General features: G+C 59.8%; 22 protein-coding genes. 8 read left to right on the forward strand and 14 right to left on the reverse strand.

Annotated features, from left to right (window positions below):
• Positions 1–185: 185 nt before the first annotated feature.
• Complete coding sequence (gene motB / locus J7E41_RS00880; protein ID WP_214989541.1) at positions 186–1,211, reverse strand: flagellar motor protein MotB; 1,026 nt, start codon at positions 1,209–1,211, stop codon at positions 186–188.
• Positions 1,212–1,214: 3 nt separating this feature from the next.
• Positions 1,215–2,066 (reverse strand): flagellar motor stator protein MotA, encoded by an 852-nt coding sequence (gene motA / locus J7E41_RS00885; RefSeq protein WP_214989543.1) that lies wholly within the window; start codon positions 2,064–2,066, stop codon positions 1,215–1,217.
• Between the two features lie 166 nt (positions 2,067–2,232).
• On the opposite strand from motA, the gene J7E41_RS00890 reads away from it, so the two are divergent.
• The 3 genes from J7E41_RS00890 to asd are packed head-to-tail and all read left to right on the forward strand — an operon-like array spanning position 2,233 to position 5,519.
• Positions 2,233–3,768 carry an HDOD domain-containing protein gene (locus tag J7E41_RS00890; protein WP_214989544.1) on the forward strand — a complete coding sequence of 512 codons (1,536 nt, stop codon included), beginning with the start codon at positions 2,233–2,235 and terminating at the stop codon, positions 3,766–3,768.
• 58 nt (positions 3,769–3,826) lie between these two features.
• Positions 3,827–4,642, forward strand: coding sequence for a rhodanese-like domain-containing protein (locus tag J7E41_RS00895; RefSeq protein ID WP_214989545.1), 816 nt, complete (start codon positions 3,827–3,829; stop codon positions 4,640–4,642).
• Positions 4,643–4,658: 16 nt separating this feature from the next.
• On the forward strand, positions 4,659–5,519 hold the full coding sequence (gene asd, locus J7E41_RS00900) for an archaetidylserine decarboxylase (RefSeq protein ID WP_214989546.1): 861 nt from the start codon (positions 4,659–4,661) through the stop codon (positions 5,517–5,519).
• Between the two features lie 82 nt (positions 5,520–5,601).
• On the opposite strand, the gene serB is transcribed toward asd, so the two are convergent.
• Positions 5,602–6,816, reverse strand: a complete 1,215-nt coding sequence (gene serB / locus J7E41_RS00905) for a phosphoserine phosphatase SerB (protein WP_214989547.1) — start codon at positions 6,814–6,816, stop codon at positions 5,602–5,604.
• A 134-nt stretch (positions 6,817–6,950) separates the two neighbouring features.
• Between serB and J7E41_RS00910 the strand changes: the two genes are divergently transcribed.
• Positions 6,951–8,489, forward strand: coding sequence for an AhpA/YtjB family protein (locus J7E41_RS00910; RefSeq protein WP_214989548.1), 1,539 nt, complete (start codon positions 6,951–6,953; stop codon positions 8,487–8,489).
• Between the two features lie 139 nt (positions 8,490–8,628).
• On the opposite strand, the gene J7E41_RS00915 is transcribed toward J7E41_RS00910, so the two are convergent.
• The 6 genes from J7E41_RS00915 to J7E41_RS00940 all read right to left on the reverse strand — a co-directional run bounded on the left by J7E41_RS00915 (position 8,629) and on the right by J7E41_RS00940 (position 15,869).
• Positions 8,629–9,339: a PqiC family protein gene (locus tag J7E41_RS00915; protein WP_214989549.1), complete on the reverse strand. Its 711-nt coding sequence runs from the start codon at positions 9,337–9,339 to the stop codon at positions 8,629–8,631.
• A 174-nt stretch (positions 9,340–9,513) separates the two neighbouring features.
• Entirely contained in the window at positions 9,514–11,778 is a 2,265-nt protein-coding gene (parC, locus tag J7E41_RS00920) for a DNA topoisomerase IV subunit A (RefSeq protein WP_214989550.1), read from the reverse strand.
• Between the two features lie 10 nt (positions 11,779–11,788).
• Complete coding sequence (locus J7E41_RS00925) at positions 11,789–12,310, reverse strand: retropepsin-like aspartic protease family protein (protein ID WP_214989551.1); 522 nt, start codon at positions 12,308–12,310, stop codon at positions 11,789–11,791.
• On the reverse strand, positions 12,307–13,302 hold the full coding sequence (locus tag J7E41_RS00930; RefSeq protein WP_214989552.1) for an esterase-like activity of phytase family protein: 996 nt from the start codon (positions 13,300–13,302) through the stop codon (positions 12,307–12,309). Before J7E41_RS00930 ends, J7E41_RS00925 begins: the two co-directional genes overlap by 4 nt.
• Complete coding sequence (parE, locus tag J7E41_RS00935; protein WP_214989553.1) at positions 13,302–15,203, reverse strand: DNA topoisomerase IV subunit B; 1,902 nt, start codon at positions 15,201–15,203, stop codon at positions 13,302–13,304. Before parE ends, J7E41_RS00930 begins: the two co-directional genes overlap by 1 nt.
• 57 nt (positions 15,204–15,260) lie before the next feature.
• Positions 15,261–15,869 (reverse strand): YqiA/YcfP family alpha/beta fold hydrolase, encoded by a 609-nt coding sequence (locus J7E41_RS00940; protein WP_169357589.1) that lies wholly within the window; start codon positions 15,867–15,869, stop codon positions 15,261–15,263.
• Positions 15,870–16,093: 224 nt separating this feature from the next.
• Here J7E41_RS00940 and J7E41_RS00945 point away from each other — a divergent pair, with 224 nt between their 5' ends.
• The 3 genes from J7E41_RS00945 to J7E41_RS00955 all read left to right on the forward strand — a co-directional run bounded on the left by J7E41_RS00945 (position 16,094) and on the right by J7E41_RS00955 (position 19,685).
• The gene (locus tag J7E41_RS00945; RefSeq protein WP_214989554.1) at positions 16,094–16,984 is read left to right on the forward strand and encodes a LysR family transcriptional regulator; all 891 of its coding nucleotides are present in this window, start codon (positions 16,094–16,096) and stop codon (positions 16,982–16,984) included.
• A 275-nt stretch (positions 16,985–17,259) separates the two neighbouring features.
• Positions 17,260–18,576 (forward strand): MFS transporter, encoded by a 1,317-nt coding sequence (locus J7E41_RS00950; RefSeq protein WP_214989555.1) that lies wholly within the window; start codon positions 17,260–17,262, stop codon positions 18,574–18,576.
• Positions 18,577–18,701: 125 nt separating this feature from the next.
• Positions 18,702–19,685 (forward strand): M14 family metallopeptidase, encoded by a 984-nt coding sequence (locus J7E41_RS00955; protein WP_214989556.1) that lies wholly within the window; start codon positions 18,702–18,704, stop codon positions 19,683–19,685.
• Positions 19,686–19,743: 58 nt separating this feature from the next.
• On the opposite strand, the gene cpdA is transcribed toward J7E41_RS00955, so the two are convergent.
• The 3 genes from cpdA to J7E41_RS00970 all read right to left on the reverse strand — a co-directional run bounded on the left by cpdA (position 19,744) and on the right by J7E41_RS00970 (position 21,716).
• Entirely contained in the window at positions 19,744–20,559 is an 816-nt protein-coding gene (gene cpdA / locus J7E41_RS00960) for a 3',5'-cyclic-AMP phosphodiesterase (RefSeq protein ID WP_214989870.1), read from the reverse strand.
• 99 nt (positions 20,560–20,658) lie between these two features.
• On the reverse strand, positions 20,659–21,108 hold the full coding sequence (locus tag J7E41_RS00965; RefSeq protein ID WP_214989557.1) for a DUF1249 domain-containing protein: 450 nt from the start codon (positions 21,106–21,108) through the stop codon (positions 20,659–20,661).
• Complete coding sequence (locus J7E41_RS00970; RefSeq protein ID WP_214989558.1) at positions 21,099–21,716, reverse strand: NUDIX domain-containing protein; 618 nt, start codon at positions 21,714–21,716, stop codon at positions 21,099–21,101. The genes J7E41_RS00965 and J7E41_RS00970 overlap by 10 nt, the downstream gene beginning before the upstream one ends.
• Before the next feature lie 224 nt (positions 21,717–21,940).
• Here J7E41_RS00970 and J7E41_RS00975 point away from each other — a divergent pair, with 224 nt between their 5' ends.
• Positions 21,941–22,687 carry an RsiV family protein gene (locus J7E41_RS00975; RefSeq protein WP_214989559.1) on the forward strand — a complete coding sequence of 249 codons (747 nt, stop codon included), beginning with the start codon at positions 21,941–21,943 and terminating at the stop codon, positions 22,685–22,687.
• Here the strand turns inward: J7E41_RS00975 and cytX are convergent.
• Both cytX and thiC read right to left on the reverse strand, forming a co-directional pair.
• Positions 22,656–23,945, reverse strand: coding sequence for a putative hydroxymethylpyrimidine transporter CytX (gene cytX, locus J7E41_RS00980; RefSeq protein WP_214989560.1), 1,290 nt, complete (start codon positions 23,943–23,945; stop codon positions 22,656–22,658). The two genes, J7E41_RS00975 and cytX, sit on opposite strands and share 32 nt — an antisense overlap.
• A gap of 172 nt (positions 23,946–24,117) precedes the next feature.
• Positions 24,118–26,022 carry a phosphomethylpyrimidine synthase ThiC gene (thiC, locus tag J7E41_RS00985; RefSeq protein ID WP_214989561.1) on the reverse strand — a complete coding sequence of 635 codons (1,905 nt, stop codon included), beginning with the start codon at positions 26,020–26,022 and terminating at the stop codon, positions 24,118–24,120.
• Positions 26,023–26,166: the final 144 nt, after the last annotated feature.

Below are 26,166 nucleotides of genomic sequence, written 5' to 3' on the forward strand. Positions count from 1 at the left end.
AAATGTGTAAACGATGTCCCCGGTTTCAGATGTAAAGGATGTCTACGGTTCTACACCCCGTTGGGCTGCGAAGCAGCCCTAAACCAGCCAACCCGGATCTATCTGAAGAAATACGGCGGCCTTATTGGGGCTGCTTCGCAGCCCAACGCGGGCAAGCCCGCTCGCCACAACTGCCCTGCCGTGGCTTATGAGCCAGTGGCGGGCTGAGTAGGATCTTTCATCCCGCCGTCATCAAACAGGTTCAGCTTCTGCCGCAGTTCGTGAGCCGGTAACGGCTCCTGCTCAGGCGGCAGCGCATTCGGATCCACCGGCACCTCACCCGGCGCGCCGTCACCCTGAGTGGGCACCGGCGGTTGCGCAGCGCCCTGCTCACCTTCAATCGCGCGCTGGGCCTTTTTGGTCAGCACCACGATATCAATACGGCGGTTCACCGGGTTGAACGGGTCCTTGATGTCGAACAGCTGCGAAGAAGCAAAACCCACCACCCGCGCCACTTGTGCGTCCGGATAACTGCCCGCCACCAAGGCCCGACGTGCAGCATTGGCACGGTTGGCGGACAGTTCCCAGTTACCGAAATCACCCAGGCCCGAATACGGCTTGGCATCCGTGTGGCCACTGACACTGATCTTGTTCGGCACCGCCTTGATGGTGTCGGCCATGGCCAGCAGGATGTCCTCGAAGTACGGTTTCAAGCGCGCACTGCCGGAGTCGAACATCGGCCGGTTGGCAGCATCCATGATCTGGATGCGCAAGCCATCGGGAGTGATCTGGAACAGGATCTGATCCTTGAACTTCTCCAACTGCGGATTCTCGTCGACCTTCTTCTGTAATTCTTGCATGAGCAATTCCAGCCGTTCGTGCTCGACCTGTTCGGCCATGCTTTCGACGGTTTCACGCTCGATGGGAATATTCTCCTGGGGTGACTCGGTCTTCACTTCCGGGTTGATGGTGCGCTCAGGCGCCAGTTGCGGCGAGCCACCCAAGTCGATCACAAAAGGCGTGCCGCTCTCGGAGAAACCGATGGGGTCCTTGAAGTAACCGGCGATGGCGATCTTCTGTTCCGGCGTGGCGGTGGACATCAGCCACAACACCAGGAAGAACGCCATCATCGCCGTCGCAAAGTCGGCGAAAGCGATTTTCCAGGCGCCGCCGTGATGCCCTGCAGCGAAGCGCTTGACGCGCTTGATAATGATCGGCTGGTTGTTTTCCATGACTTAGCGACCGCGAACTGCTTGTTCCAGCTCGGTAAAGCTTGGACGGTGCTTCGGATACAGAACCTTGCGCCCGAACTCCACAGCCAGGGACGGCGGCATGCCGGAAGCGGAAGCCACCAGGGAGGCCTTGATCGCCTCGTAAACGTTCAACTCTTCCTTGGCATCATGGGCCAGGGAAGTCGCCAGAGGGCCGAAGAAACCATAGGCGGCGAGAATACCGAAGAAGGTCCCGACCAGTGCCGCGCCCACGTGCATGCCGATGGCTTTCTGATCGCCTTCGCCGAGGGACGCCATGGTCACCACGATCCCGAGAACCGCCGCCACGATACCGAAACCGGGCATGCCGTCGGCGATGCCGTTCACGGCATGGGAAGGATGTTCGAGCTCTTCTTTCAAACTGAACAATTCCATGTCGAACAGGCCTTCCAGCTCATGGGGAGCCATGTTGCCGGAGGACATGATGCGCAGGTAATCGCAGATGTAGGCAGTCATGCGCTCGTCTTTGAGCACGGCCGGGTACTTGGCGAAAATCGGGCTCGCTGCGGCGTCCTCGATGTCACCTTCGATGGCCATCATGCCTTCGCGGCGGCTCTTGTTGAGAATCTCGTAGATCAGCCCCAACACTTCCAGGTAGAACGTGTGGGAGAAGCGCGAGCTGAACATGCCCAGCGACTTCTTGATCACGTGCATGGTCATGTAGCCAGGGTTGGCTTGCAGAAATGCACCGAATGCCGCACCGCCGATAATCAGCACTTCGAAGGGCTGGATCAGCGCTGCAATTTTACCGTGGGAAAGGACGTATCCGCCGAGCACGCTCGCGATGACGACGATGATGCCGATAATTTTAGCCATAGGGGATGAGTACTTGTGCCGTCGGGTTCATGGACATATTCGGAAGATCTGAAAACTCTTCTTCTACTTATCGGCAAATCTGCGCCAGACTATAGCCCGTTAAGGCGAAAAACCAGTTCGGCCCGCTCCGGGCGTGTTGACCGCAAGTGATGATCGCGCGCTAATCATGGCTAATGAAACGACAGTTCCAACTCCCAAACCCAACACGATTGCCGGCTGGATAAAGCGGCTGGACGAGGTTGCGTTGCCTGTTCCCCAGGCGAGTCACGAGCAAGTATGCAAGGCGATCGGCGACAACCGCCGATCGTTGCGAGAGATTGCAGAGCTGATGCAGAACAGCCCGGCGCTGGTACTCAGTGTGATGCGCGAGGCCAACCATCACACCCACGGCAGCCTGTCGGAACCGGCGGAAAACCTTGAGGTGGCAATCAACCGCCTCGGTCTTGAACGCACCGCAGAACTGCTGGCCCGTCTGCCGTCCGTGCCCCTCAATGAAATCCCTGTGGCCCTGCGCCAATTGCAAATGATCAGCCAGCACGCCTCGCAACAAGCCAATGGCCTGTTCGCCAGTCGCCTGGCGCGGCTGTGGCAAGACATTCATTGGGGCAGCCTGCTGTTTCTATCGCCACTGTGGCCGATGGCGATTGCCTATCCCAAGCTGCTGGAGGAATGGGAACTGCGGGTGATCCACAAAAGCCAGTCGGCCTACAAGGTCGAGCAGGAATTGTTCGGCGTGCGCCTGCTGGAACTATGCCTGGGCCTGACCGAAGCCTGGCGCCTGCCGATCTGGGTATCCCAGGGCTACACCCTGCTGCTGAACGAACAGCGACTACTGGTCAAAGTGCTGCACATTGCCCGGGAAGAAGAGCCGTTGCGCCAACAGCAATTGCTGGATGCCGACCCGACGCTACGGCGCTGGTTGAACCAGCCGGCCAACACCGTACTGCTGGCCAACGGCTTGGCCATGTCGGCCCAGGAATCCTGGACCTGCCCGCACACTCAGCGCTGGCAATACCTGACTGCGCTGTACTTGCAACAACCCTTGGGTGAAGTGCAACAACAGGTGCACCAACAAGCGGTCACCAGTGCCCGCAACGACCTGATGAGCGATCTCTGGCACCCGGCACTGTCGCTGATCTGGCCGTGGAACGTGCAACGGGTCCATCGCGGCCTGCTCCCTGCACCACCGCCGACTGCCGAAGCCTTGGCCGTCTGGCGCAACCGCTGCACCGAACTGCTGATGGAACCGAGCCGCTTCGCCAACGCCATGCACCTGACCACCTGTGCCAAGGAGGCCTTGGTGGCCAGCGGCATGCAACGGGTCATGCTGCTGATGGCTGACCGGACCTTGAGCAGCTTGCGCGCGCATCAGATCGACGGCCTGCCCAAGGACGCCGCACACCTGAGCCTGGACGTTGCGCAAAGTACGCTGCTGCAGCGTTTGCTGGAAAAGTCCGCCCAGGTACGCCTGACACCGGCCAACCACGCCCAGTTTTCTGCGCTGTTACCCACACAGTTGCAGCGCTTGTTCGTCGGCCAACACCTGCTGTTACGCTCCCTGAGCAGCAACGGCCGGGTAGTGATGCTGATGGTGGCCGACCAAGGCGGCGGGCCGTTCTCGGAAACCACCGTGCAAGCCTTCGGTAAAACAGCCCAATGCATCGAGAAGGCCCTGCACAGCTTTACCAACCGCAGCGCCTGATGCTTGCGCTACAATCGCCCTCCTCTACAGCCCCATACTTGTGCCCAGGAGACCTCACATGCCTGACTTCTCTGGCTTGCCGCTGGTGATCGAGCCAAGCGACCTGCTTGGTCGCCTTGACGCGGAACATATGATTCTGGTGGATCTCACCAGCGTGGCACGCTATGCCGAAGGGCATATTCCCGGCGCCCGCTTCGTGGATCCAAAACGCACCCAACTGGGCCAGCCACCGGCCCCAGGGCTACTGCCATCCAAGGCATCCCTTGAGGCACTGTTCGGCGAACTGGGTCATACACCGGACGCCACTTACGTGGTGTATGACGATGAAGGCGGTGGCTGGGCCGGTCGCTTTATCTGGATGCTCGATGTGATCGGGCACAAAAAATATCACTACCTCGACGGCGGTTTGCTGGCGTGGCTGGATGAACAGCTTCCGGTGAGCACCGACGCGCCGGCCAGTGCTGGCGGCTCGGTCAGCCTGACCCTGCATGAAGAACCCACCGCCACCCGCGAATACCTGCAAAGCCGCCTCGGTGCTGCCGACCTGGGCATCTGGGATGCCCGTGGCCCGCTGGAGTATTCCGGCGAGAAGGTCCTCGCCGCCAAGGGTGGACACATCCCCGGCGCCGTCAACTTCGAATGGACCGCCGGCATGGACCAGACACGCAACCTGCGTATCCGCCGCGACATGCCTCAGATCCTCGAAGACCTGGGGCTGACTAAAGACAAAGAAATCATCACCCACTGCCAGACTCACCATCGTTCTGGCTTCACCTACCTGGTGGCCAAGGCGCTCGGTTATCCGCGAGTCAAAGGTTATGCCGGTTCCTGGGGCGAATGGGGTAACCACCCCGACACCCCCGTCGAGATTTAAGCGTTAAGGACAGTTAATGAAAAAGCAGTTGTTCATCCTCAGTCAGTACTTGCTGCCCCACCACCTGCTGTCGCGACTGGCGGGCTGCATCGCCGAATGCCGCGTGCGCTGGTTCAAGAATGCCTTCACCACCTGGTTCGCCAAGCGTTATCAAGTGGACATGTCCCAGGCCCTGGTTGAAGACGTGACGGCTTACGAGCACTTCAACGCCTTCTTCACCCGTGCGTTGAAAGAGGGCGCTCGCCCGCTGGACCCAACTCCGGGTGCAGTCCTGAGCCCGGCCGATGGTGCCGTCAGCCAGGCTGGCCCGATTGAGCACGGGCGGGTATTCCAGGCCAAGGGCCACAGTTTCAGCGTGCTGGAATTGCTCGGCGGTGACGCGGCCGTAGCGGCCCCATTCATGGGCGGTGATTTCGCCACCATCTACCTGTCGCCGAAGGACTACCACCGGGTGCATATGCCACTGGCCGGCACCCTGCGGGAAATGGTCTACGTCCCGGGGCGGATTTTCTCGGTGAACCAGACCACCGCAGAAAACGTGCCGGAGCTGTTTGCCCGTAACGAACGCGTGGTTTGCCTGTTCGACACCGAACGCGGCCCGATGGCGGTGGTACTGGTGGGCGCGATGATTGTGGCGTCGATTGAAACCGTGTGGGCCGGCTTGGTCACGCCACCCAAACGCGAACTGAAAACCGTACGCTACGACGAAGCCGCCCGCGCGCCGATCCATCTTGAAAAAGGTGCAGAGCTGGGACGCTTCAAGCTGGGTTCGACGGCAATCGTGCTGTTTGGCCCGGACCAGGTGAAGTGGGCCGAGGAAGTGGTGGCAGGTTTGCCGGTGCAGATGGGTCAGAGCATCGGCTTGCCAAAAGCCTAACACCGATCAAATGTGGGAGCGGCGGTGCGACGATTCGACTTGCTCGCTCCCACATTGACCGTGGTGTTTCAGTGATTACGGGTTACAACTGACCGTCGCGGTCGCGAAAGCCCAACAGGTACAACACCCCATCCAGCCCCAAGGTCGAAATCGCCTGCTTGGCCGATTGCTTGACCAATGGCTTGGCACGGAACGCCACACCCAATCCGGCAATTGCCAGCATCGGCAAATCGTTGGCACCGTCGCCCACCGCGATGGTCTGCTCCAGACGTAACCCTTCCTTGTGCGCCAACTCCCTCAGCAAATCAGCTTTACGCTGCGCGTCGACAATCGGCTCGACCGCCACGCCCGTCACCTTGCCATCCACCACTTCCAGTTCGTTGGCGAACACGTAGTCGATGCCCAGCTTGGCCTGCAATTGCTTGGCGAAATAGGTAAAGCCACCCGACAGGATCGCGGTCTTGTAGCCCAGGCGCTTGAGTTCGGCAAACAGGGTTTCTGCGCCCTCGGTCAGGCGCAGGGAAGCGCCGATGGAGTCCAGCACACTGACATCCAGGCCTTTAAGCAGCGCCAGGCGCTCCTTGAAACTGGCACGGAAATCCAACTCACCGGCCATCGCGCGTTCGGTGATGGCCGAGACTTGCTCGCCAACACCAGCGGCTTTGGCCAGTTCGTCGATGACTTCGGCTTCGATCAGCGTCGAGTCCATATCGAAGACCGCCAGACGACGGTTGCGACGAAATAGCGAATCTTCCTGGAAGGCGATATCGACATTCAGTTCCTGGGCAACGCTGAGAAACTCGGCGCGCAACGCTTGCGGATCAGCCGGCTCTCCGCGCACGGAGAACTCGATACAACCCTTGCCCTTGTCCGCTGGCGTGTCCAACGGCATGCGACCCGACAGACGGTCGATATGATCGATATTCAAACCATAGTGAGCGGTGATCGAGCTAACACGCTGCAATTGCTCAGCGGTTACCTTGCGAGTTAACAGCGTCACGATGTGGCGTTTTTTGCCTTGGCCGGCGACCCAATTCTGATAGTCATCTTCAGAGACCGGAGTGAAACGCACCTGCTGATCCAGCTCATAGCCCGTAAACAGGATGTCCTTGAGTACTGACGAGGCGCGTTCAGTGCTTGGGATCTCGACGAGGATGCCGAACGACAAGGTGTCGTGGATCACCGCCTGGCCGATGTCGAGGATGTTCACACCACCCCGGGCTAGAACACCGGTAATGGCTGCGGTAAGACCCGGACGGTCAACACCGGTGATGTTAATCAGGACAATTTCGCGCAAAGCGCACCCCCGAGGTGGAAAAAAACCGCATTCTACCCACTTTCAGTGACCATCGGGCACAGCCAGCGCTTTGCCGGTCTTAGGCCTGTCGCTATACTGCGCGTCAACTTCACGGACTAAAGAGCCGAGCTCAAGTGAACCGGCCCACGCCAGTAAAAACCGATAACTTCTTCCTGCTGATCTTCCGGGCACTGCGTCACCGCCGTGTACCGATCGCATTACGCATCGCCAGCCATAACGTGATCCTGGTCGCTCTGGCCCTGGTGATCTACGCCTGCGTGATGGGATTGCAATTCAAGCAGGCCATGCACGAGCAAGCCGACGCCCTGGGCGCGAGCTTGACCACCCAGACCGCAACGTCTGCGACGGAACTGTTGGTGTCCAACGACATCCTCAGCCTCAACGTGCTGCTCAACAACCTGACCAAGAATCCGCTGGTGGCCCACGCCGCTATTTATAGTGTGGACAACCGGATCATGGCCGAAGCCGGGCAACGCCCGAAAAACGGCCTGCTGGGTGAAGCCGAAGGTCTGTATTCGAGCAATATCACCTTTCAGGACGTGAAGGCAGGGCAACTGCGCATCAGCCTGGACATGCAGCAGTTCCAGCAGCCGATGACCATCAGCCTGCAAAGCATGGGCATCTTGAGTGCAATCCTGCTGGCGCTGTCCCTGGCCTTGAGCCTGCGCCTGGGGCGGCATATCTCCACGCCCCTGATGCAACTGCGCATCTGGCTGCGGGATATCGACGAACACACCCCAGCCACCGATCGCCAGGATGAAATCGGTGACCTCGCTCGCCAATTGCACACAAGCTTCGCTCCGGAACCGGTCGTGCCCGAGGTTGAACCTGAGCCTGAGTACGACGACACCGAGTACGAAGAAGAAGAGCCTGAATTTGAAGTGCGCAACCTGCGCGACCCAAGCTTCGATGAAAGCGCGCCGGTGGCCGGGCTCAAGCCTGCTACGCGACATGTGATCAAGGCCGAAGAAGACGAACTGGACGAAGAAGACCCGTTCGCCGACCTTCGCGATCATTCGCCGCAAGCTCCAGTCGTTGCGCCCAAGCCGGCATCGGTGCAAAACACCGAGCCACAGCACAGCGCAGTATTGGCGGTGCAACTGGGCGCGCAAGACCAACTACGTCGTCTGCCTCGTGCACGCCTGACTGAACTGCTGGAGCGCTATCGCGATTGCCTCGACCAGGCGGCCTCGCTGTATCAGAGCGAACTGCACACCCTGAACGACGGCAGCACGCTGATGCTGTTCCACAGTGAAGACAGCGGCGAAGACTACCTGACCAACGCTATCTGCTGCGGCGAGTTGCTGCGGGCCCTGGGTCACGCGCTGCAAATCGAAGTGGCCGACAGCGGCATCACCTTGCAACTGCAGCTTGGTTTAACGGTAGGTGACGACCTGTATGGCATGAGCCAGATCGACCTGCTGCTGACCGAAATCGCCCAGGATGCCCTGGCCTTGTCCCAACACAGCCGCAACCTGCTGCTGGTGGAGCGCAAGATCGGTGATGACACGCTGATCCGCCAGCGTGCGCGGATCCGACCGATTGCCAGCCCGGAAGGCGCCTGCTGCGTAGAGCGACTGATGGAGCCTTATCCGTCGATGCTGGAGCGGCAACTGGCGCGCATGCATGAGACGCGAGCGAAGCACTCATAAACACCGCAGAACCAATGTGGGAGCGAGCAAGTCGAATCGTCGCACCGCCGCTCCCACATTAAGTCTGCGCCACGACTCAAATCCCGCCCAATAAAAAGGCCCGCTAATCAGCGGGCCTTTTTTTGGTCAAGTATTCAACTCAGAACCTGAACACTTCCAGATCGGTACGAATCGGCGAAGCCATCGGCATCTTCGGCTTCTCCGGTGCCGCCGGCTTAACCGGGGCTGGCGCTGGTTTACGTGGTGCCTCAGCGACCGCTGGCTGGTTGGCCAATGGCTTGAGCGCCACTGACAACTGCTCCGCCAAATGCTGCAACAACACGCCCTGGGCCTGGACCTGGGAAGCGGTGGTACCTGTGTGTTCTTCCTGCAAGTGCACGATACGGTTATCCCGCACCTGGCCACGGCGGTCGATCAAACGCCATTGCGCATCGAGGATCGCTGGCTGTGAAGCACCGGAGTCCAGTCGCGTGATGGTCAGCAGTACCTGCACATCCGGGGAAAACCCTGTCGGTGCCGGCGCCAATACCACGCGCTGACTGTCCAGTTGACCGGCCACCTGGCGCAACATCAACTGGTTGATGTCGGACGAAAGACTACCCGCCCAACGACCGTCGACGGAACCTTGCAGGCTGCCGTCGTTCTGACGCTGTAGCAGGGTCTCGCGTTGCAGGTAGTCAGCCACCACGACCGGGCCAAGCAATACTGCCATGCCGGCACTTTGTGCAGGCTGAGCTGGACTTCCACTGTCCAGCTGATACAGCGACACCGGTTGGTGCGTGCTGCAACCCGCCAACCCCAAAAGGCCAGCGAGCAACAAAAATAAAGGAAGGCGCGAAGCAGTCATCATCCCATCCAGGTGGCTGCCACAAGGCGAACCACAATGTAATACTCAAAAATAACCTGTACGCGCTCGGCCACGCCGGCGCTGGAAAGGCCATATCATCCGTGAATATGCGCCATGACTCCAGCGCGAAAGCGTCGATCTACGGGTTAAATCGTAGATCGGGAGCTCTATATCGCCTTAAACGGGAGTGTCTACCAATAAAGCATCCACTCGCTGGAAGCCTCGAGGCAGTTTATTCCCACGCCGGCCTCGTTCGCCTTTGTAGTGTTCAAGATCGTCAGGACGCAACGACAGCGTGCGCTTGCCGGCTTGCAGCACCAAGGTCGAGCCCTCCGGGATTACCGCGATGTCGGTCACGAACTCTTCGCGACTGGCCACACGTTCTCCAGGAATACCAATGATCTTGTTGCCCTTGCCTTTACCCAACTGCGGCAAGTCGCTGATCTTGAAGATCAGCAAGCGACCTTCGGTGGTCACCGATGCGAGCCAATTGCTATCACGGTCACTGACCGGACGTGGCAGGATCACCTTGGCGTTGTTCGGCAGGCTCAGCAATGCCTTTCCCGCCTTGTTCTTGGCCTGCAGGTCTTCACCCTTGACCACAAACCCGTAGCCCGCATTGGAGGCGATGACATACAGCGCATCGTCGTCCGGCAGCAGCACACATTCAAAATTCGCCCCCGGCGGCGGTGTCAGACGACCGGTCAATGGTTCGCCCTGCCCTCGTGCCGATGGCAAGGTATGAGCGGGCACCGAATAACTGCGACCGGTGGAGTCGATAAACACTGCAAACTGGTTGGAACGTCCGGCCGCGGCGGTCTTGAAACCGTCGCCCGCCTTGTAGGACAGCCCCGTGGCATCAATATCATGCCCTTTGGCCGAGCGAACCCAACCCTTTTCCGACAGAACGACGGTAATTTTCTCGTTGGGCAGTAATTCGGTTTCTGTCAGGGCCTTGGCTTCGGCACGCTCGACAATCGGTGAACGGCGGTCATCGCCATAGGTTTCGGCATCCTTGATCAGTTCGCTGCGCACCAGCTTCTTGAGCTTGGCTTCGCTGCCCAACAAGGCTTGCAGCTTGGCTTGCTCCTTGAGCAACGCATCCTGCTCGTCGCGCAACTTCATTTCTTCCAGCCGCGCCAACTGGCGCAGACGGGTGTCGAGGATGTAATCGGCCTGGATTTCGCTCAGCTCGAAACGCGCGATCAAGTCGGCTTTCGGGTGCTCGGCGGTGCGGATGATATGGATCACTTCATCCAGGTTGAGGTAGGCAATCAGCAAACCGTCCAACAGGTGCAGGCGGCGCTCTACCTTGTCCAGGCGGAACTGCAAGCGACGGCGCACGGTCTGCACGCGGAACTCCAACCATTCCACCAGCAGGTTGCGCAGGTTTTTCAACTGCGGCTTGCCGTCCAGACCAATGATGTTGACGTTGACGCGGTAGCTGGATTCCAGATCGGTGCTGGCGAACAGGTGCTGCATCAGCACTTCGTGGTCAACCCGGCTGTTGGTCGGGATGATCACGATGCGGCATGGATTTTCGTGGTCGGACTCGTCACGCAGGTCAGCCACTTGCGGCAGCTTCGACGGTTTGGCCTGCATCAGCGCGGCGATCTGTTCCAGCACCTTGGCACCGGAGACCTGGTGCGGCAGCGCGGTGACGATGATGTCGCCGTCTTCGATGTGGTACACGGCGCGCATGCGCACCGAGCCCTTGCCGGTTTGGTACATTTTCAGCAGGTCGGCGCGCGGCGTGATGATTTCCGCTTCGGTCGGGTAGTCCGGACCCTGGATGTGCTCGCACAGCTGTTCAACGGTGGCCTTGGGCTCATCCAGCAAACGCACGCAGGCCGTGGCGACTTCTCGCAGGTTGTGCGGAGGCACATCAGTGGCCATGCCGACGGCAATGCCGGTGGTGCCATTGAGCAGGATGTTCGGCAGACGCGCCGGCAGTACCAGCGGCTCCTCAAGGGTGCCGTCAAAGTTCGGCCCCCAGTTGGCCGTGCCCTGGCCCAGCTCGCTGAGCAACACTTCCGAATAACGGGACAACCGCGCCTCGGTGTAACGCATGGCGGCGAAGGACTTGGGATCATCCGGCGCACCCCAGTTACCCTGGCCGTCTACCAGGGTGTAACGGTAGCTGAACGGCTGGGCCATCAACACCATGGCTTCATAGCACGCCGAGTCGCCGTGGGGATGGAACTTACCGAGCACGTCACCGACGGTACGCGCCGACTTCTTGTGCTTGGAGTCGGCGTCCAACCCCAACTCACTCATGGCGTAGATAATGCGCCGCTGCACCGGTTTCAGGCCGTCGCCGATATGCGGCAGGGCACGGTCCATGATCACGTACATGGAGTAGTTGAGGTAGGCACTTTCGGTGAAGTCAGCCAGCGATCGGCGTTCAACGCCATCTAAGCTGTCTGCAAGGATGTCACTCATGCGGGCCTCATCATTGTTTGGTCTGGCGCAGCAGCAAAGTGCCGCCGCGCTGGGTAAATTCAAGTTGTTTCAATGCGCTCATGCCCAACAGCACTTGCTCGCCTCCCAGCCCCGGCGCCACCAGGGCGCGGACATCCTGCAAGACGATATCGCCCAACTGCAGGCGGTCAAGGTGGGTACGATACCCCTCGCTACGACCGTTGGCAGTGCTCAAGGTCACCGGCAACCCCCGCTTGAGCCCGAGGCGCTCGGCCAACTCGCTTGGAACCGCCACGTCGGTGGCGCCAGTATCGAGCATGAGTTCCACCGGCTGGCCGTTGATCTGGCCGCTGGCGACGAAATGCCCCTGACCGTTACCGACCAGTTTCACTTCGATGTAACCCTCGTGTTGCTCCGAGGTGACCACGGCATTGGGGTTTTGCTGACGCGCCTCCCACTGCCCGAAAAATCGTGTTGCCAAAAAAAGACCGGCGCCCCAGGCCACGAACATCAGCACACGTCCGGCGCGCTTGCCGGGCGGCTGAGTACTCATGGCTTGGCGCTCCAGCCACCGGCCGGGACAGCGAAACGATAGACCATCGGCCGTTTTTCACCCCCGGCGCGGGGGCCAAAATTATTGTCGAGGCCGATCCAGGCACCCTCCTCGTCCACCACCAGCGCTTCGGCCAGGCCATAAGCCTGGGGATAACGTCGCTGAGGCACCAGTGCTTCGTCGGCATAGGACCAGCACAGCTCGACCTTGGCGGTAACGGCATCCCGACGGCAGATCTGGAATGCGTTGCGCTCAAGGGTAAACAGCTTGCCATTGAACAGGGAAATATCTGCAAAATCCTTGGATACCGCCTTGGCACCCGGGAACTGGGCCGGCTGCATCTCCTGGCCTGCCTCACTCAACAGTACACAAGGCCCGTCGCAGTCCCAGAGGCTTTGCCCACGCTTGATCGAGATCAGCCCACGCCGCTCACGCTCGGCGGCGAGCCAGATCTGATTACCCTCGGGGTTAATCGCAAGGCCTTCAAACAAGGCATTGAAGTGCAGCAACATGCCACTGGCACGGGCTTCGCGGACCATGCCCGGGGCGATCTTCAGCCATTCGGGCTCCCCCGTTACCGGTACTTGCAGCACCGCCGCATGGGCTTCGCTGACAATGTAGCGATTGCCGGCGGCATCACAGCTGATACCTTCAAAATCCAGGTCGCCACCTCGTACCAAGGATGCAACCTTGGTGCGTGAGCGCAACCCCCAGGGTAGCCCCGAGTCAGGCACCGGCGGCACGTTGATCTTCACCGTTTCGGCTTGCCAGACATCCGCCGAAATATCGAGCCGGTAAATCTGCTCGTCATCACGGTCGGACACGGTCCACAGTTCTTTACCGCAAACGGCCAGGCCCGACAGGTTACCGCCGCGCATGCCGTCTACCGGGTGTTCGGACAATAGCTTGAGCTCAGCAGCAGGCGCCGCGACCACCGCGGAGGTCGCCAACCCGCTCAACAACAGTATCGCCAGGGCGAAACCGCTGCGCATCAGTCCAGAACCGCCAGGTCGCCTTTGGACTCCAGCCAACTCTTGCGATCCGGAGCGCGTTTCTTGGCCAGCAGCATGTCCATCATTTCCGAGGTAGCCTCGAAGTCTTCCAGGGTCAATTGCACCAGGCGCCGAGTGTTCGGGTCCATGGTGGTTTCCCGCAGTTGCGGCGGGTTCATTTCGCCCAGACCTTTAAATCGGGTGACTTGCGGCTTGCCGCGCTTCTTCTCGGCCACCAGGCGATCGAGGATGCCATCGCGCTCGGCTTCGTCCAGGGCGTAGAAAATCTCTTTGCCCAAGTCGATGCGATACAGCGGTGGCATCGCGACGTAGACGTGACCGGCATCCACCAACGGGCGGAAGTGCTGGACGAACAGCGCACAGAGCAAAGTGGCAATGTGCAGACCGTCGGAGTCGGCGTCGGCGAGGATGCAGATCTTGCCGTAGCGCAGCTGGGCGATATCCGCCGAGCCTGGATCGACACCGATAGCCACGGCGATGTTGTGCACTTCCTGGCTGGCCAGCACTTCGCTGCCGTCGACTTCCCAGGTGTTGAGGATCTTGCCCCGCAGCGGCAGGATCGCCTGGAACTCCTTGTCCCGCGCTTGTTTGGCGGAACCGCCAGCGGAATCACCTTCCACCAGGAACAGCTCGGAACGCATCGGGTCCTGCCCGGCGCAATCTGCCAGCTTGCCAGGCAGTGCCGGGCCCTGGGTGATGCGCTTGCGTTCGACCTTCTTGCTGGCTTTCAGGCGACGGCCGGCGTTGTTGATTGCCAACTCCGCCAGGGCCAGGCCCAGTTCCGGGTGCTCGTTGAGCCACAGGCTGAAAGCGTCCTTGACCACACCCGAGACAAACGCTGCCGCCTCACGGGACGACAGGCGCTCCTTGGTCTGACCGGAGAATTGCGGTTCCTGCATTTTCATCGACAGGACAAACGCGATCCGTTCCCAGACGTCTTCCGGCGCCAGCTTCACGCCGCGCGGCAACAGGCTGCGGTATTCGCAGAACTCGCGCATGGCATCCAGCAGGCCCTGGCGCAAACCGTTGACGTGGGTGCCGCCCTGGGCGGTCGGGATCAGGTTGACGTAGCTTTCCTGAACGCTGTCGCCACCTTCGGGCAGCCACAGCAAGGCCCAATCCACGGCCTCTTTATTACCGGCCAGGCTGCCGCAGAACGGCTCGTTGGGCAGGCGTTCGAATTCGGCGACGGAGTCTTCCAGGTAAGAGCGCAGGCCGTCTTCGTAGTGCCACTCGACTTTCTCGCCGGTGCCTTTGTCTTCGAAGCTGACCAGCAGCCCCGGGCACAACACAGCCTTGGCCTTGAGCACGTGCTTGAGGCGACTGATGGAGAATTTCGGTGAATCGAAGTACTTCGGGTCCGGCGCGAAGTAAACACTGGTCCCGGTGTTGCGCTTGCCAACGGTGCCGATCACTTCCAGGTCGGTAGCCTTGTAGCCGTCGGCAAAGGTCATCTGGTATTCGTTGCCGTCACGCTTGACCTTGACCGTGACCTGCGTCGACAGGGCGTTGACCACGGAAATGCCCACACCGTGCAAGCCACCGGAGAATTGGTAGTTCTTGTTGGAGAACTTGCCGCCGGCGTGCAGCTTGGTGAGGATCAGCTCGACGCCCGACACACCCTCTTCCGGGTGAATGTCCACCGGCATGCCGCGACCATCGTCGCTGACTTCCAGGGAGTGGTCGGCGTGGAGGATGACTTGTACCGACTTGGCATGCCCGGCCAAGGCTTCGTCGACGCTGTTGTCGATGACTTCCTGGGCAAGGTGGTTCGGCCGACTGGTGTCGGTGTACATGCCGGGGCGTTTGCGCACCGGGTCGAGGCCCGAGAGGACTTCGATGGCGTCGGCGTTATAAGAGCTAGCGCTGGGAGTGGCCATGGGGTCTCGTCGTGAGTCATTCGATTAAAAAGTAACCTGCGATGTCCAGCATGTGTATTACAGCGCTGCGAAATCGAAGGATTGATACTGATCGGAGCTTATGCCAGCAAAACTCAACAGCGCCGGTAGCTGCCGGGCGAACCCCTGGTAACCATGATCGCCACCGGCCTGGATACGCAAGGCACAGGCCCGGTAATATTGCTGGGCAAGACGATAATCCAGTGTTTCATCCCCAGTCTGCAACCACACCTGATAACGCTGGGCATCCTGGGGCGCCGGGACTTCCAGCTCGGCCAGGGCCGCGACGTGATCATGGGTCAGTTCCCAGGTTTCGTCGGTGTAGAGGTTCTTCTGGGTGCCCAGGTAACCATCGAACATCCGATGGGGGCTGACCGCAGGGTTGACCAGCAAGGCGTTGAGGCCATGGCGCTCGGCAAGATGAGTTGCATAGTAGCCGCCGAGTGAGCTGCCGACCAGCAGTGGCCGGCCCATCTCGCTGATGGCCTGCTCCAGCTGGGCAATCGCCTGGCGCGGGTGATGATGCAGGGCCGGCACACGCAGTTGATCAGCCAGACCGAGGCTGTCCATCACGGTGATCAGTTGGCAGGCCTTATTGGAGGCCGGTGCGCTGTTGAAACCGTGGATATACAAGATCGAAGCGGACATTCCGGGTCCTCTGTAGGCTACCAAAGAGGCGCAGTTTACAGGGAACAGGGGGGTTGTGGGGGCAGCCCATCGCCTCTAACGGTGCTAGCAGCCCCCCCGGCCCTCCGAGACCTATCCGAACGGCCAGTTACTCGATTGTGAGCGGCTCAGTAACACCTCCAACGATAGAAGAACCGCCTGTACTGGCGGCGTATTATTAATGAGTCGCCGAGCAGGAAACCCGTATGCAGCTTGAATGGCTTGAGGATTTTATCGAACTGGCCCGCACCCGCAGCCTGTCGCGCGCCGCCGAAAATCGCTGTGTCACACATCCAGCGTTCGGTCGACGTATCCGGTCACTGGAAGAATGGGTCGGCGCGGCATTGATCGAACGCAAACAACCCCTGTCACTGACGCCTTGCGGCGTACTGTTCCTTGATGCCGCCACTCAATCATTGGAGTTGCTGACCGCCGTCAGAGCGCAATTCAAGGGCGGCATCCTGAGCCGCGACGAGCCAGTACGCATTGCCACCGGGCGGACCCTGGCCTGTGACTTTTTCCCCGACTGGTACGAATCACTGCATCAGCAATTGGGCAGCTTTGCGGTGTCATTGGTCACCAGTGGCGCCCAAGAAGCGATCAGCAAGCTATCCACCGGAGAGGTCGATCTGCTGCTGAGCTTTTCCAGCCCGTTGACCCACACGCTGATGGAGCCGGAGCGTTTCGACTCGCGAGTGCTGGCCAATGAGGAATTGCTACCGGTCAGTGCGCCGGATGCCCAAGGCCAGCCGCGACAGCAGATATCCGCCAGCAGCAGCGGCCTGACCATCCCTTGGCTAGCCTTCTCACCCACCCTGGCGCTGCGCGGCGTGCTGGCTCAACATCTGGAGCGTCTGCCTCAGCGCCTGGCGTTGCGAATGGTTTACCAAGCTGACTCCTATGATGCCATTCTGGAAATGACCAAGCGTGGCAGAGGCCTCGCGTGGCTGCCGCGCATGGTGGTCAAAGACGCGCTGGCGTCGGGCGAGTTGCTGATTGCCGGTGGCCCCGAGTTTCACGTCGGATTCGACGTGTCGCTGCATCGCTTGCGCGCCAACCAGGGCGAAATGGTGATGAAGATATGGGAATGTCTTTGACATCGCCTGACCTGCTCCAGTCGCGGACCACCCATGCGGCGAGGCACTCATAGTCACGCACTTTCGCGTTCGATCATCGCCTCCCGCAACCACCCAACCGCAGCTGTGCCAAAACAGCTCAAACCTGTGCCGAAACAGCAATTGCTGTTCGGCCGCACTTGATTCAATTTCATCCGGGCTTTCACCCATAACAATTAATGCCTTCGATCTCGCCAGGCCGCGCTGCGGCTCGGCGAATCCGAAGGCCAACAGTGAAACAAACCCGGTGCACACTCATGACAGTTCAATCCTCCGCATTACCATCGGCACAGACGGCAACCCGGCGAGGTCCATGGAAGGAGATCATCGCCGCCAGTGTTGGCAACGCACTCGAATTCTACGATTTGCTGATCTACGGCTACTTTGCGGTGGTCATCGGCAAACAGTTTTTCCCGTCCGATAACGAAACCACCTCACTGTTGCTGGCCGTAGGCTCGTTCGGCATTTCCTTTCTGATGCGTCCACTGGGCGCCATTGTGCTCGGTTCATACACCGACAGGGCCGGGCGAAAGGCGTCGTTAACGATGTCGATCATGATCATGCTGCTCGGCACCGCCATGATTACCTTCGCTCCGACCTATGAGCAGATCGGCTTGGCGGCACCACTGCTGATCATCGTTGCGCGCATGCTCCAGGGATTTTCTACGGGCGGAGAGTTTGGTGCGGCGACCGCGTTTATGGTCGAGCACGCAGATGCCAAGCGCCGTGGTTTCTTTGCCAGTTGGCAATTGTCGACCCAAGGCCTGGCAACGGTTTTGGCAGCAGGTGTCAGCGCAATCCTTAGCTATGCACTGTCGGATGTGCAATTGAACGACTGGGGCTGGCGCGTTGCATTCGGCTTCGGGCTGCTGATCGGGCCGGTGGGCTTTTACATTCGCACACAAATCGATGAAACCCCGGACTTCAAGAAAACCGTGGCCAACACAGCGGTAAAGACTCCGCTACGGGATGTCTTGATCAAAGGGCATGTCAGCCTGTTGCTGGCTATTGGCGTGGTGGCCGGTGCGACAGCGTTCAACTATGTACACAAGCTGTACATGCCCATCTATGCCTTGAAACAGTTGAATATTGCTGCCACTTCCTCGTATCTCGGGGCGCTGATGACAGGCGTAACACTGATGATCATGGCCCCGGTATTTGGTGGACTTTCTGATCGCCACGGGCGATTCAGGGTACTGACAATCGCCTTGTTGATTACCGGGTTGTCGTCTTATCCGATGTTCTTGCTGCTCAACACCTTCCCCAGCTTCTCTACGCTGCTGATCGTGCAAGCGATTGTCGGCGTGTTGATCGCGGCCTGCCTGGGACCGATACCGGCGATGCTTGCCGACATCTTCCCGACCAGCATTCGCGGCACCGGCCTGGCACTCAGTTACAACTTTTCCGTCACCCTGTTTGGTGGTTTTGCACCACTGATCGTGACCTGGATGATCGATGCCACCGGCAGCAAACTGGCCCCGAGTTTTTATGTGATGGCGACTGTCTTGATCAGCGTACTGGCGATCGTCTGTCTGGGACGCCGCATGCGGGGCACCCTTCCATCCGCCAGTTGAGCAACGTCCTTGTCAGAGCCGGCTTGCTCGCGAATACGGATGCGCTTTCTGGCCGTTAACCCTTATTGCTTGTCACGCCTTAACCCTGCGCGACAAGCGCAAACGTTGGTCTGTCGGAGACTTAAATGAAAACACTTGAGCAAGTTCGTGCCTCGCTGACACCGTATCCCGTGGAAGTCGAATTCCCGGATCTCAGCCAATGGAAAACAGGCAACTGCGGGATCGACTACATCCACAGCTTCGACAGTGGCAAACCAGGACCGCATGTGCTGATCATGGCGCTGACTCATGGTAACGAAGTCAGCGGTGCAATCGCGGTTGACACCTTGTTGCGCAGCGGTGTGCGCCCTCGTCAGGGGCGGTTGTCCCTGGGGTTTGGCAACATTGAGGCTTATCACCGCTTCGATCCGCAGGACATCGATGCGACCCGTTTTCTGGACGAGGACATGAACCGTGTCTGGCTGACATCGACGCTGGACGGCGAGCGCGATTCTGTCGAGTTACGCCGCGCACGTGAGTTACGACCGCTGATCGACAGTGTCGATTTGCTGCTCGACATCCACTCGATGCACGAAGAGTCCCCGCCGTTGATGATGTGTGGCGCATGCGCCAAAGGCCTGGAGTTCGCTGAATCGTTAGGCGTACCCGCAACCGTAGTCGCCGATGCCGGCCACGCCAACGGTCGGCGCATGCGTGACTACGGCGGGTTTGGCGATGCTGCCAGCCACAAAAATGCGCTGCTGATCGAGACCGGCCAGCACTTTTCAAAAAAGAGCGAACACGTCGCCCTCGATGTGGCGGCACGCTTCTTGATTGCTACTGAAGCTGTCGCCAAAGCAGACGTCTTGGCGTTTTTAAGCCAGGAAAAACCTGCAGCGCAGCAATTTCTGCACGTCACCGATCCGGTTGTCGCCCACAGCATGGACTTCAGCTTTAGCGATGACTATCGCGGCCTTGAGCGGATTGCTCATGCCGGAACGGTGATTGCCCGGGATGGCCAGCGCGAGATCGTCACGCCGTATGACAACTGCGTGCTGATCCAACCGTCGCTGCGGCATCTGGGGCCTGGGGTTACGGTCGTGAGATTGGCGCGGGTGCTGGACCTTTAGCTGCACTCAAGCCAGGCGTAGCGCCACTGGATGCGGCCTGGCACCGAGCTCGAACCTTTCAGTAACCGTTACTGCCGTAATCCACCTGGAACGCGAAGCCTTCGACCCGCTCCACGCCGGTTTCCAACCGTCCATCGGCATGCAGCCGCAGCCAGCGATAGCCTGGCGCCTCCTCGCTGACCTTGAAATCCTCACTGCCCGGGGAAAACTGGATACACGTGGACGGTGACGCCAGCAAGCGCACACCGTTGCGCTCGCGGTCGATCTCCTGATGGACATGGCCCCAAAGCACCGCTTTCACCTGGGGAAAGCGATCCAGCACGGCAAACAGAGCCTCGGGATTGCGCAGGCCGATGGGTTCCATCCAGGCACAGCCGATGGACACCGGGTGATGGTGGAAACACACCAGATGATGACGGGTTGGCGCTTCGCTCAAGGATTGTGCGAGCAATTGCAGCTGTCGGTCCTGCAAATACCCCGGCACCGAGCCCGGAACGGCAGAGTCCAGCAAGGTGATGCGCCAGTTACCCACATCCACCACGGGTTCCAACAATGGGCTGTTGATCGCGGCATGCGCCATGATCTGTGGCTCATCGTGGTTGCCCGGAATCCAGCGCGCGGGGGCCGGGATCTGCCGGGTCGCCTCACGAAACGCCTGATAAGACTCCAGCGTGCCGTCCTGGGACAGATCGCCGGTGGCCAGCAGCAAGTCGACGTGCGGTTGCCGGGCCAGTACCAGGTCGATGACCCGTTGCAGGCTGTCGCGGGTATTCATGCCCAGCAGCGTGCCGTCGGCCTCGGCAAACAGATGGCTGTCGGACAGTTGCACCAGCAACGCCGCAGCGTCAGGGTTCAAGGTGGATACGCTCGGCAAGGCGTTCTCCCAGGGCGTGATCACAGGAATGGACATTGGGCACAATTATGCTGGGCAGGACACAAAGAGGAAACCTAAGGAAGCAGACGCAGTTCACATCTACCGGACGACTTCAAACTCATGGCCCAATGCCAGGCAATGACTTAACCATTCACCCAGGAACACATTCAGTTGTGCTTTCTCATCGGGCTGGTGCATGAACACATTGGGGTAAGGATAGATGCTGCGAAAGCGTCGCGCATGCTCGGCGCTGACCACTTCAGCCATGCGCGCGTCGTGGTACACCTGAACCTCCAGTTGCGGCACCGGCAACCACGGCAGGCTGTGCTCTTGGCGCACACGCAATGTCGTGGTGTACGGGCAGGTCAGAATGACTTCCAAGGTGAGCACGCCAAGCATCTGATCCCCGTGGGTCACGGCAATGCGCCGCGCCTCGGGGGTGTGGCGCATGTCCGGCAGCAGCCGCATCAGCCGTGCATAGTTGGCCTCGCAGGCTGCTTGCAACCCGATCAGGTCAACTCGATATCGCTCCCGTGCTTTTACTGCCATAACCCCCTCACTTCCGCGCGATTAAGCGCAAGCCATTGCAGGGCGATAATGCTGGCTGCGTTGGAAATTTTCCCATCACGCACCGCTTGCAGGGCATCTTCGAAGGCCCAGACGGTGACGCGAATGTCTTCTGCTTCCTCTTCCAGTCCATGGACTCCACCCGCCCCGCTGCTGTCGCAACGCCCCAGGAACAGATGGACAAATTCGGTACTGCCGCCCGGCGAAGGGAAATATCGGGTGATCGGCCACAACGCAGAGAAGGTCAGCCCAGCTTCCTCCTCGGCTTCGCGGTGCGCAACCTCCTCCGGTTGCTCATCCTTGTCGATCAGGCCCGCAACCATTTCTATCAGCCACGGGTTGTCGGTGCGGCCCATGGCGCCGACACGAAACTGTTCGATCAGCACCACTTCATCGCGCTGCGGATCGTAAGGCAGTACACACACCGCATCATGGCGAACAAAGACTTCGCGATTGAGCTCGCGGCTCATGCCGCCATCAAACAACTCATGACGCAGCGTCAGCCGATCAAGCTTGTAGAAGCCCTTGTAGGCATTCTCGCGCTGAACAACTTCAATCTTGCTCGGCGTCGATTTCGCAGTGTCCGTCATATCAACCTCGTTTATTGCCTGGCGGTGTCGAGGTCCCCCTCGAGATCGCGCCATCCTAACGCGCTCCTGCCCCAGGATGCAGCCCCTTTCCGGTTGCCGGGATGGACGGCGGGCGTCAAACTCACTCTAATCAGCTTAGTGGCGAACTGACGGCCCTGTTGGTAGTCGAAGCTCCACATTTTCACCTTTCCTCCTGATTTCTCTAGAAGGCACGAAGGACGCACATGTCGCTTTTAAAAATCGCCTCTATGGCTTGTATTGCCCTGACCCTCGGCGCTTGCCAGAGTCTGTTCCAGCCCAGCTACCTCAAGCCTTTGGATAGCACTTCCGACGCTTCGGAGCAGATCAAGCCCGGCTGCGGCGGCCCGGATTGCCCATTGGTTAACATCGATACCGTACATTTCCCCACTGAGCCACAACTCGACACCGTGGTGGAACAACGCCTGTTGCAGATGACCCGAACCTCACCCAATGCCAGCGTGCCGGCCAGCCTGAACGCCTACCGGGAAAAGTTTTTGCGTGAGTCGCCCAACCGCAACAGCATGTACTTGCAAGCCAAGGTACGTGAGCAGCATGACGGACTGGTGATCATCGAAGTATCCAGTTACCTGGATACTGGTGGTGCCCACGGTGACCCGGGACGCGGCTTTATCAACTACTCACGCCTGCTGCACAAAGAGCTGACCCTGGCCGACATGCTGCTGCCTGGCCAGGAAGATGCCTTCTGGAGAACCGCGAAAGTAGCCCACAACAGCTGGCTGATCAGTTCGCAAATGGACCGTGACCCGGAGTTCGTGAAGAACTGGCCCTTCCAGAAAACCCCGAATGTGGCGTTGACCAGCACCGGGGTCGTCCTCAAGTACAACGTCACGACTATTGCGCCTTACGCATTGGGGCTGATCGAAATAACCCTCCCCTACACCCGTCTCAGCGGTGTGATCAAGCCTGAACTGGTGCCCGCGCGCCGCTGAAGGCCCGCCCCAGGATCAATTGCAGCAGCCCTGCCAGCACCAGCGCCGGCAGGGTCGCGCCGATATCCGGGTACAGATTGGCCAGCAGGTGATAGGTACTGACGCCTCCGAGCCACGCCAACAACGCCGGCCAGCGCAGGCTTGCGGCGACTGCCTGGCCACGGCGGCGCAGGATAAAGTGATCCACCAGCACCACGCCGAACAACGGCGCGAACACCGAGCCGATCAACAGCAGGAAGTTCTGATACTGCGCCAACGGCGCCAGGCAAGCGATCAGGGTGCAGATGACACCGATAGCCAATGCCAGGTGCTCGATTTTCAAGCGCAACAGAATCCCGCTGGACACCGCTGCCGAGTGAATATCGGCGAAAGCGTTTTCTGATTCATCCAGCAGAATCAGCAACAGCGGAATCCCCAAACCGGCACCGGCCAACGCCAGCAACAGCGCATTCACTTCACCGCTCGGCGCAAAAGCCACGGTGTAGGCCACGCCCAGGCTCATCAGCCAGAAATTACCGATAAAGAAGCCAAGGGCGGTTCCGCCGAACACGCTTTTCGCCCGCTTGCCGAAGCGTGAGTAGTCAGCAATCAGCGGCAGCCAGGACAGCGGCATGGCGATCGCGATATCAAAGCCTGCGGCAAATGGCATCGAACCGTCACCGGCCTGGGCCCAGAGGGCGGCCAGATCGGCCTTGGCGAGCAGGTTCCAGGTTAGCCACAGACACGCGGCGAGCAATAGCCAAATACCCCACTTGCGCAGGATTTGCCGCACGAAGGTCAGAGGGCCACTGACGGCCAACAGGGTGGCGAGGCCGCCGAAGAACAAGGTCCAGAGCAGCGGGCTGGCCAACAGATTGCCTTCGCTGAACGCCCGCGTGCCTAACAGACTGGCGGCATCGCGCATCACGATAATTTCGAACGATCCCCAACCAATCAGCTGCAGCAGGTTCAACAGCGCTGGCAGGCTTGCACCTTTAGTGCCGAGGCTGAGCTTGAGTGCGGCCATGGAGGACAGGCCGGTGTCACTGCCAATCACGCCAACGGCGGCGAGCAACAGCACGCCGACCAGAGTGCCGAGGAAAATCGCCAGCAATGACCCGGACAAGCCCAGGCCCGGTGCCAATAACGCGCCGGTTTGCAGGACCATCAGGCCGATGCCAAGGGAGAACCACAGGGAGAAGAGATCACGGGCGCCGAAGACGCGTTTGTCGGTGGGCACCGCGATGTCTGGGGAATAGGTGCTGGGCTGAATGCTCAAGGGGGTTATCTCAGAGGGGCATTTGTTGTTTGAGAGATTGCTTTCGCGAGCAAGTCGAATCGTCGCACCGCCGCTCCCACATTAGATCGCGGTCTCAATGTGGGAGCGGCGGTGCGACGATTCGACTTGCTCACGAAGAGGCCAGTGAAGGCAGCCTCAATCTCGGATCGGATCAGACCTTCTTGTAAAGCTGACTACCTTCCTGCTTGAACCGCTCCGCCTGCTCCGCCAGTCCCTTGGCGACGTCCACATCCACCGCTTCGATGCGCTGGTTGGCCGCATACTCACGGACTTCCTGGGTGATTTTCATCGAGCAGAATTTCGGCCCGCACATCGAGCAGAAATGCGCGACCTTGGCCGAGTCTTTCGGCAGGGTTTCATCGTGATAGGAACGCGCAGTATCCGGGTCCAGGCCCAGGTTGAACTGGTCTTCCCAGCGGAACTCGAAGCGCGCCTTGCTCAACGCGTTGTCGCGAATCTGCGCCCCCGGGTGTCCCTTCGCCAAGTCCGCCGCATGGGCTGCGATCTTGTAGGTGATGATCCCGGTCTTCACGTCATCCTTGTTCGGCAACCCCAGGTGTTCCTTGGGCGTGACGTAGCAGAGCATGGCGCAACCGAACCAGCCGATCATCGCCGCACCGATACCGGAAGTGATGTGGTCGTAGCCTGGCGCGATGTCGGTGGTCAGCGGGCCCAGGGTGTAGAACGGCGCCTCGTCGCAGCACTCCAACTGCTTGTCCATGTTCTCCTTGATCAGTTGCATCGGCACGTGGCCGGGGCCTTCGATCATGGTTTGCACGTCGTGCTTCCAGGCGATCTTGGTCAGTTCGCCGAGGGTTTCCAGCTCACCGAATTGCGCGGCGTCGTTGGCATCGGCAATCGAGCCCGGACGCAAGCCATCCCCGAGGGAGAAGCTGACATCGTAAGCCTTCATGATTTCGCAGATTTCGTCGAAATGGGTGTAGGTGAAGTTCTCTTTATGGTGCGCCAGGCACCACTTGGCCATGATCGAACCGCCACGGGAGACGATGCCGGTAACGCGCTTGGCGGTCAGCGGTACGTAGCGCAGCAGAACGCCGGCGTGGATGGTGAAGTAGTCGACGCCCTGCTCGGCCTGTTCGATCAGCGTGTCGCGGAACAACTCCCAGGTCAGGTCTTCAGCGGCACCACCGACTTTTTCCAGAGCCTGATAAATCGGCACGGTACCGATCGGCACCGGCGAGTTGCGGATGATCCATTCGCGGGTTTCGTGGATGTGCTTACCGGTGGACAAGTCCATCACGGTGTCCGAACCCCAGCGAATGCCCCAGGTCAGCTTCGCCACTTCTTCTTCAATGGAGGAACCCAGGGCGCTGTTGCCAATGTTGCCGTTGATCTTCACCAGGAAGTTACGGCCGATGATCATCGGTTCCAGTTCGGTGTGGTTGATGTTGGCCGGGATGATCGCGCGGCCACGGGCGATTTCTTCGCGCACAAATTCCGGGGTGATGATTTTCGGCACGCTGGCGCCGAAGCTGTGGCCGGCATGCTGCTGGGTCAGCAGACCAGCCTCGCGGGCCTCTTCCAGCTTCATGTTTTCGCGAATGGCGACGTATTCCATCTCGGCGGTGATGATGCCTTGGCGGGCGTAGTGCATTTGCGTGACATTGGCCCCGGCCTTGGCGCGGCGCGGGTTTTTCACGTGGGCAAAACGCAGAGCGGTCAGCTCGGCATCGCTCAGGCGCTGCTGGCCAAAGTGGGAGCTCAGGCCGGACAGGCGTTCGGTATCACCACGGGATTCGATCCACGGCGAGCGCACATCGCCCAGGCCTTTGCGCACGTCGATGATGACGTTGGGGTCGGTGTACGGGCCAGAGGTGTCATACACCACCACGGGCGCATTGATTTCGCCACCGAAATCGGTGGGGGTCACATCGAGGCTGACCTCGCGCATCGGTACACGAATGTCCGGACGAGTGCCCTGGACGTAGATTTTCTGCGAGCGGGTAAACGGCTGCACGGACCCGGAGTCGACCTGGGCCGATTCACTCAAGTGCACGGTGTTTTTCAGTTTTGTACTTTTTAGTTCTGTGCTCATCACGGGCTCTCCAACTTATCCAGGCGGCGGATTTTTTGTCGGAGCGAACCTGTGACGGATGGACGCACTGAAATAAGTGCTGTGCTTGGCGCACGAGGGTTGTTCGATTGTCGAACAACATCCCGGACGAAGCACAAGAGGACT

Source organism: Pseudomonas fluorescens, from assembly GCF_018614655.1.
GTDB classification, from domain to species: Bacteria; Pseudomonadota; Gammaproteobacteria; order Pseudomonadales; family Pseudomonadaceae; genus Aquipseudomonas; species Aquipseudomonas fluorescens_BX.

Coding starts and splice junctions, on each gene's coding strand:
- motB (WP_214989541.1), bottom strand. CDS start 1,211: ATGGAAAACAACCAGCCGATCATTATCAAGCGCGTCAAGCGCTTCGCT.
- motA (WP_214989543.1), bottom strand. CDS start 2,066: ATGGCTAAAATTATCGGCATCATCGTCGTCATCGCGAGCGTGCTCGGC.
- J7E41_RS00890 (WP_214989544.1), top strand. CDS start 2,233: ATGGCTAATGAAACGACAGTTCCAACTCCCAAACCCAACACGATTGCC.
- J7E41_RS00895 (WP_214989545.1), top strand. CDS start 3,827: ATGCCTGACTTCTCTGGCTTGCCGCTGGTGATCGAGCCAAGCGACCTG.
- asd (WP_214989546.1), top strand. CDS start 4,659: ATGAAAAAGCAGTTGTTCATCCTCAGTCAGTACTTGCTGCCCCACCAC.
- J7E41_RS00915 (WP_214989549.1), bottom strand. CDS start 9,339: ATGATGACTGCTTCGCGCCTTCCTTTATTTTTGTTGCTCGCTGGCCTT.
- parC (WP_214989550.1), bottom strand. CDS start 11,778: ATGAGTGACATCCTTGCAGACAGCTTAGATGGCGTTGAACGCCGATCG.
- J7E41_RS00925 (WP_214989551.1), bottom strand. CDS start 12,310: ATGAGTACTCAGCCGCCCGGCAAGCGCGCCGGACGTGTGCTGATGTTC.
- J7E41_RS00930 (WP_214989552.1), bottom strand. CDS start 13,302: ATGCGCAGCGGTTTCGCCCTGGCGATACTGTTGTTGAGCGGGTTGGCG.
- parE (WP_214989553.1), bottom strand. CDS start 15,203: ATGGCCACTCCCAGCGCTAGCTCTTATAACGCCGACGCCATCGAAGTC.
- J7E41_RS00940 (WP_169357589.1), bottom strand. CDS start 15,869: ATGTCCGCTTCGATCTTGTATATCCACGGTTTCAACAGCGCACCGGCC.
- J7E41_RS00945 (WP_214989554.1), top strand. CDS start 16,094: ATGCAGCTTGAATGGCTTGAGGATTTTATCGAACTGGCCCGCACCCGC.
- J7E41_RS00950 (WP_214989555.1), top strand. CDS start 17,260: ATGACAGTTCAATCCTCCGCATTACCATCGGCACAGACGGCAACCCGG.
- J7E41_RS00955 (WP_214989556.1), top strand. CDS start 18,702: ATGAAAACACTTGAGCAAGTTCGTGCCTCGCTGACACCGTATCCCGTG.
- J7E41_RS00965 (WP_214989557.1), bottom strand. CDS start 21,108: ATGGCAGTAAAAGCACGGGAGCGATATCGAGTTGACCTGATCGGGTTG.
- J7E41_RS00970 (WP_214989558.1), bottom strand. CDS start 21,716: ATGACGGACACTGCGAAATCGACGCCGAGCAAGATTGAAGTTGTTCAG.
- J7E41_RS00975 (WP_214989559.1), top strand. CDS start 21,941: ATGTCGCTTTTAAAAATCGCCTCTATGGCTTGTATTGCCCTGACCCTC.
- thiC (WP_214989561.1), bottom strand. CDS start 26,022: ATGAGCACAGAACTAAAAAGTACAAAACTGAAAAACACCGTGCACTTG.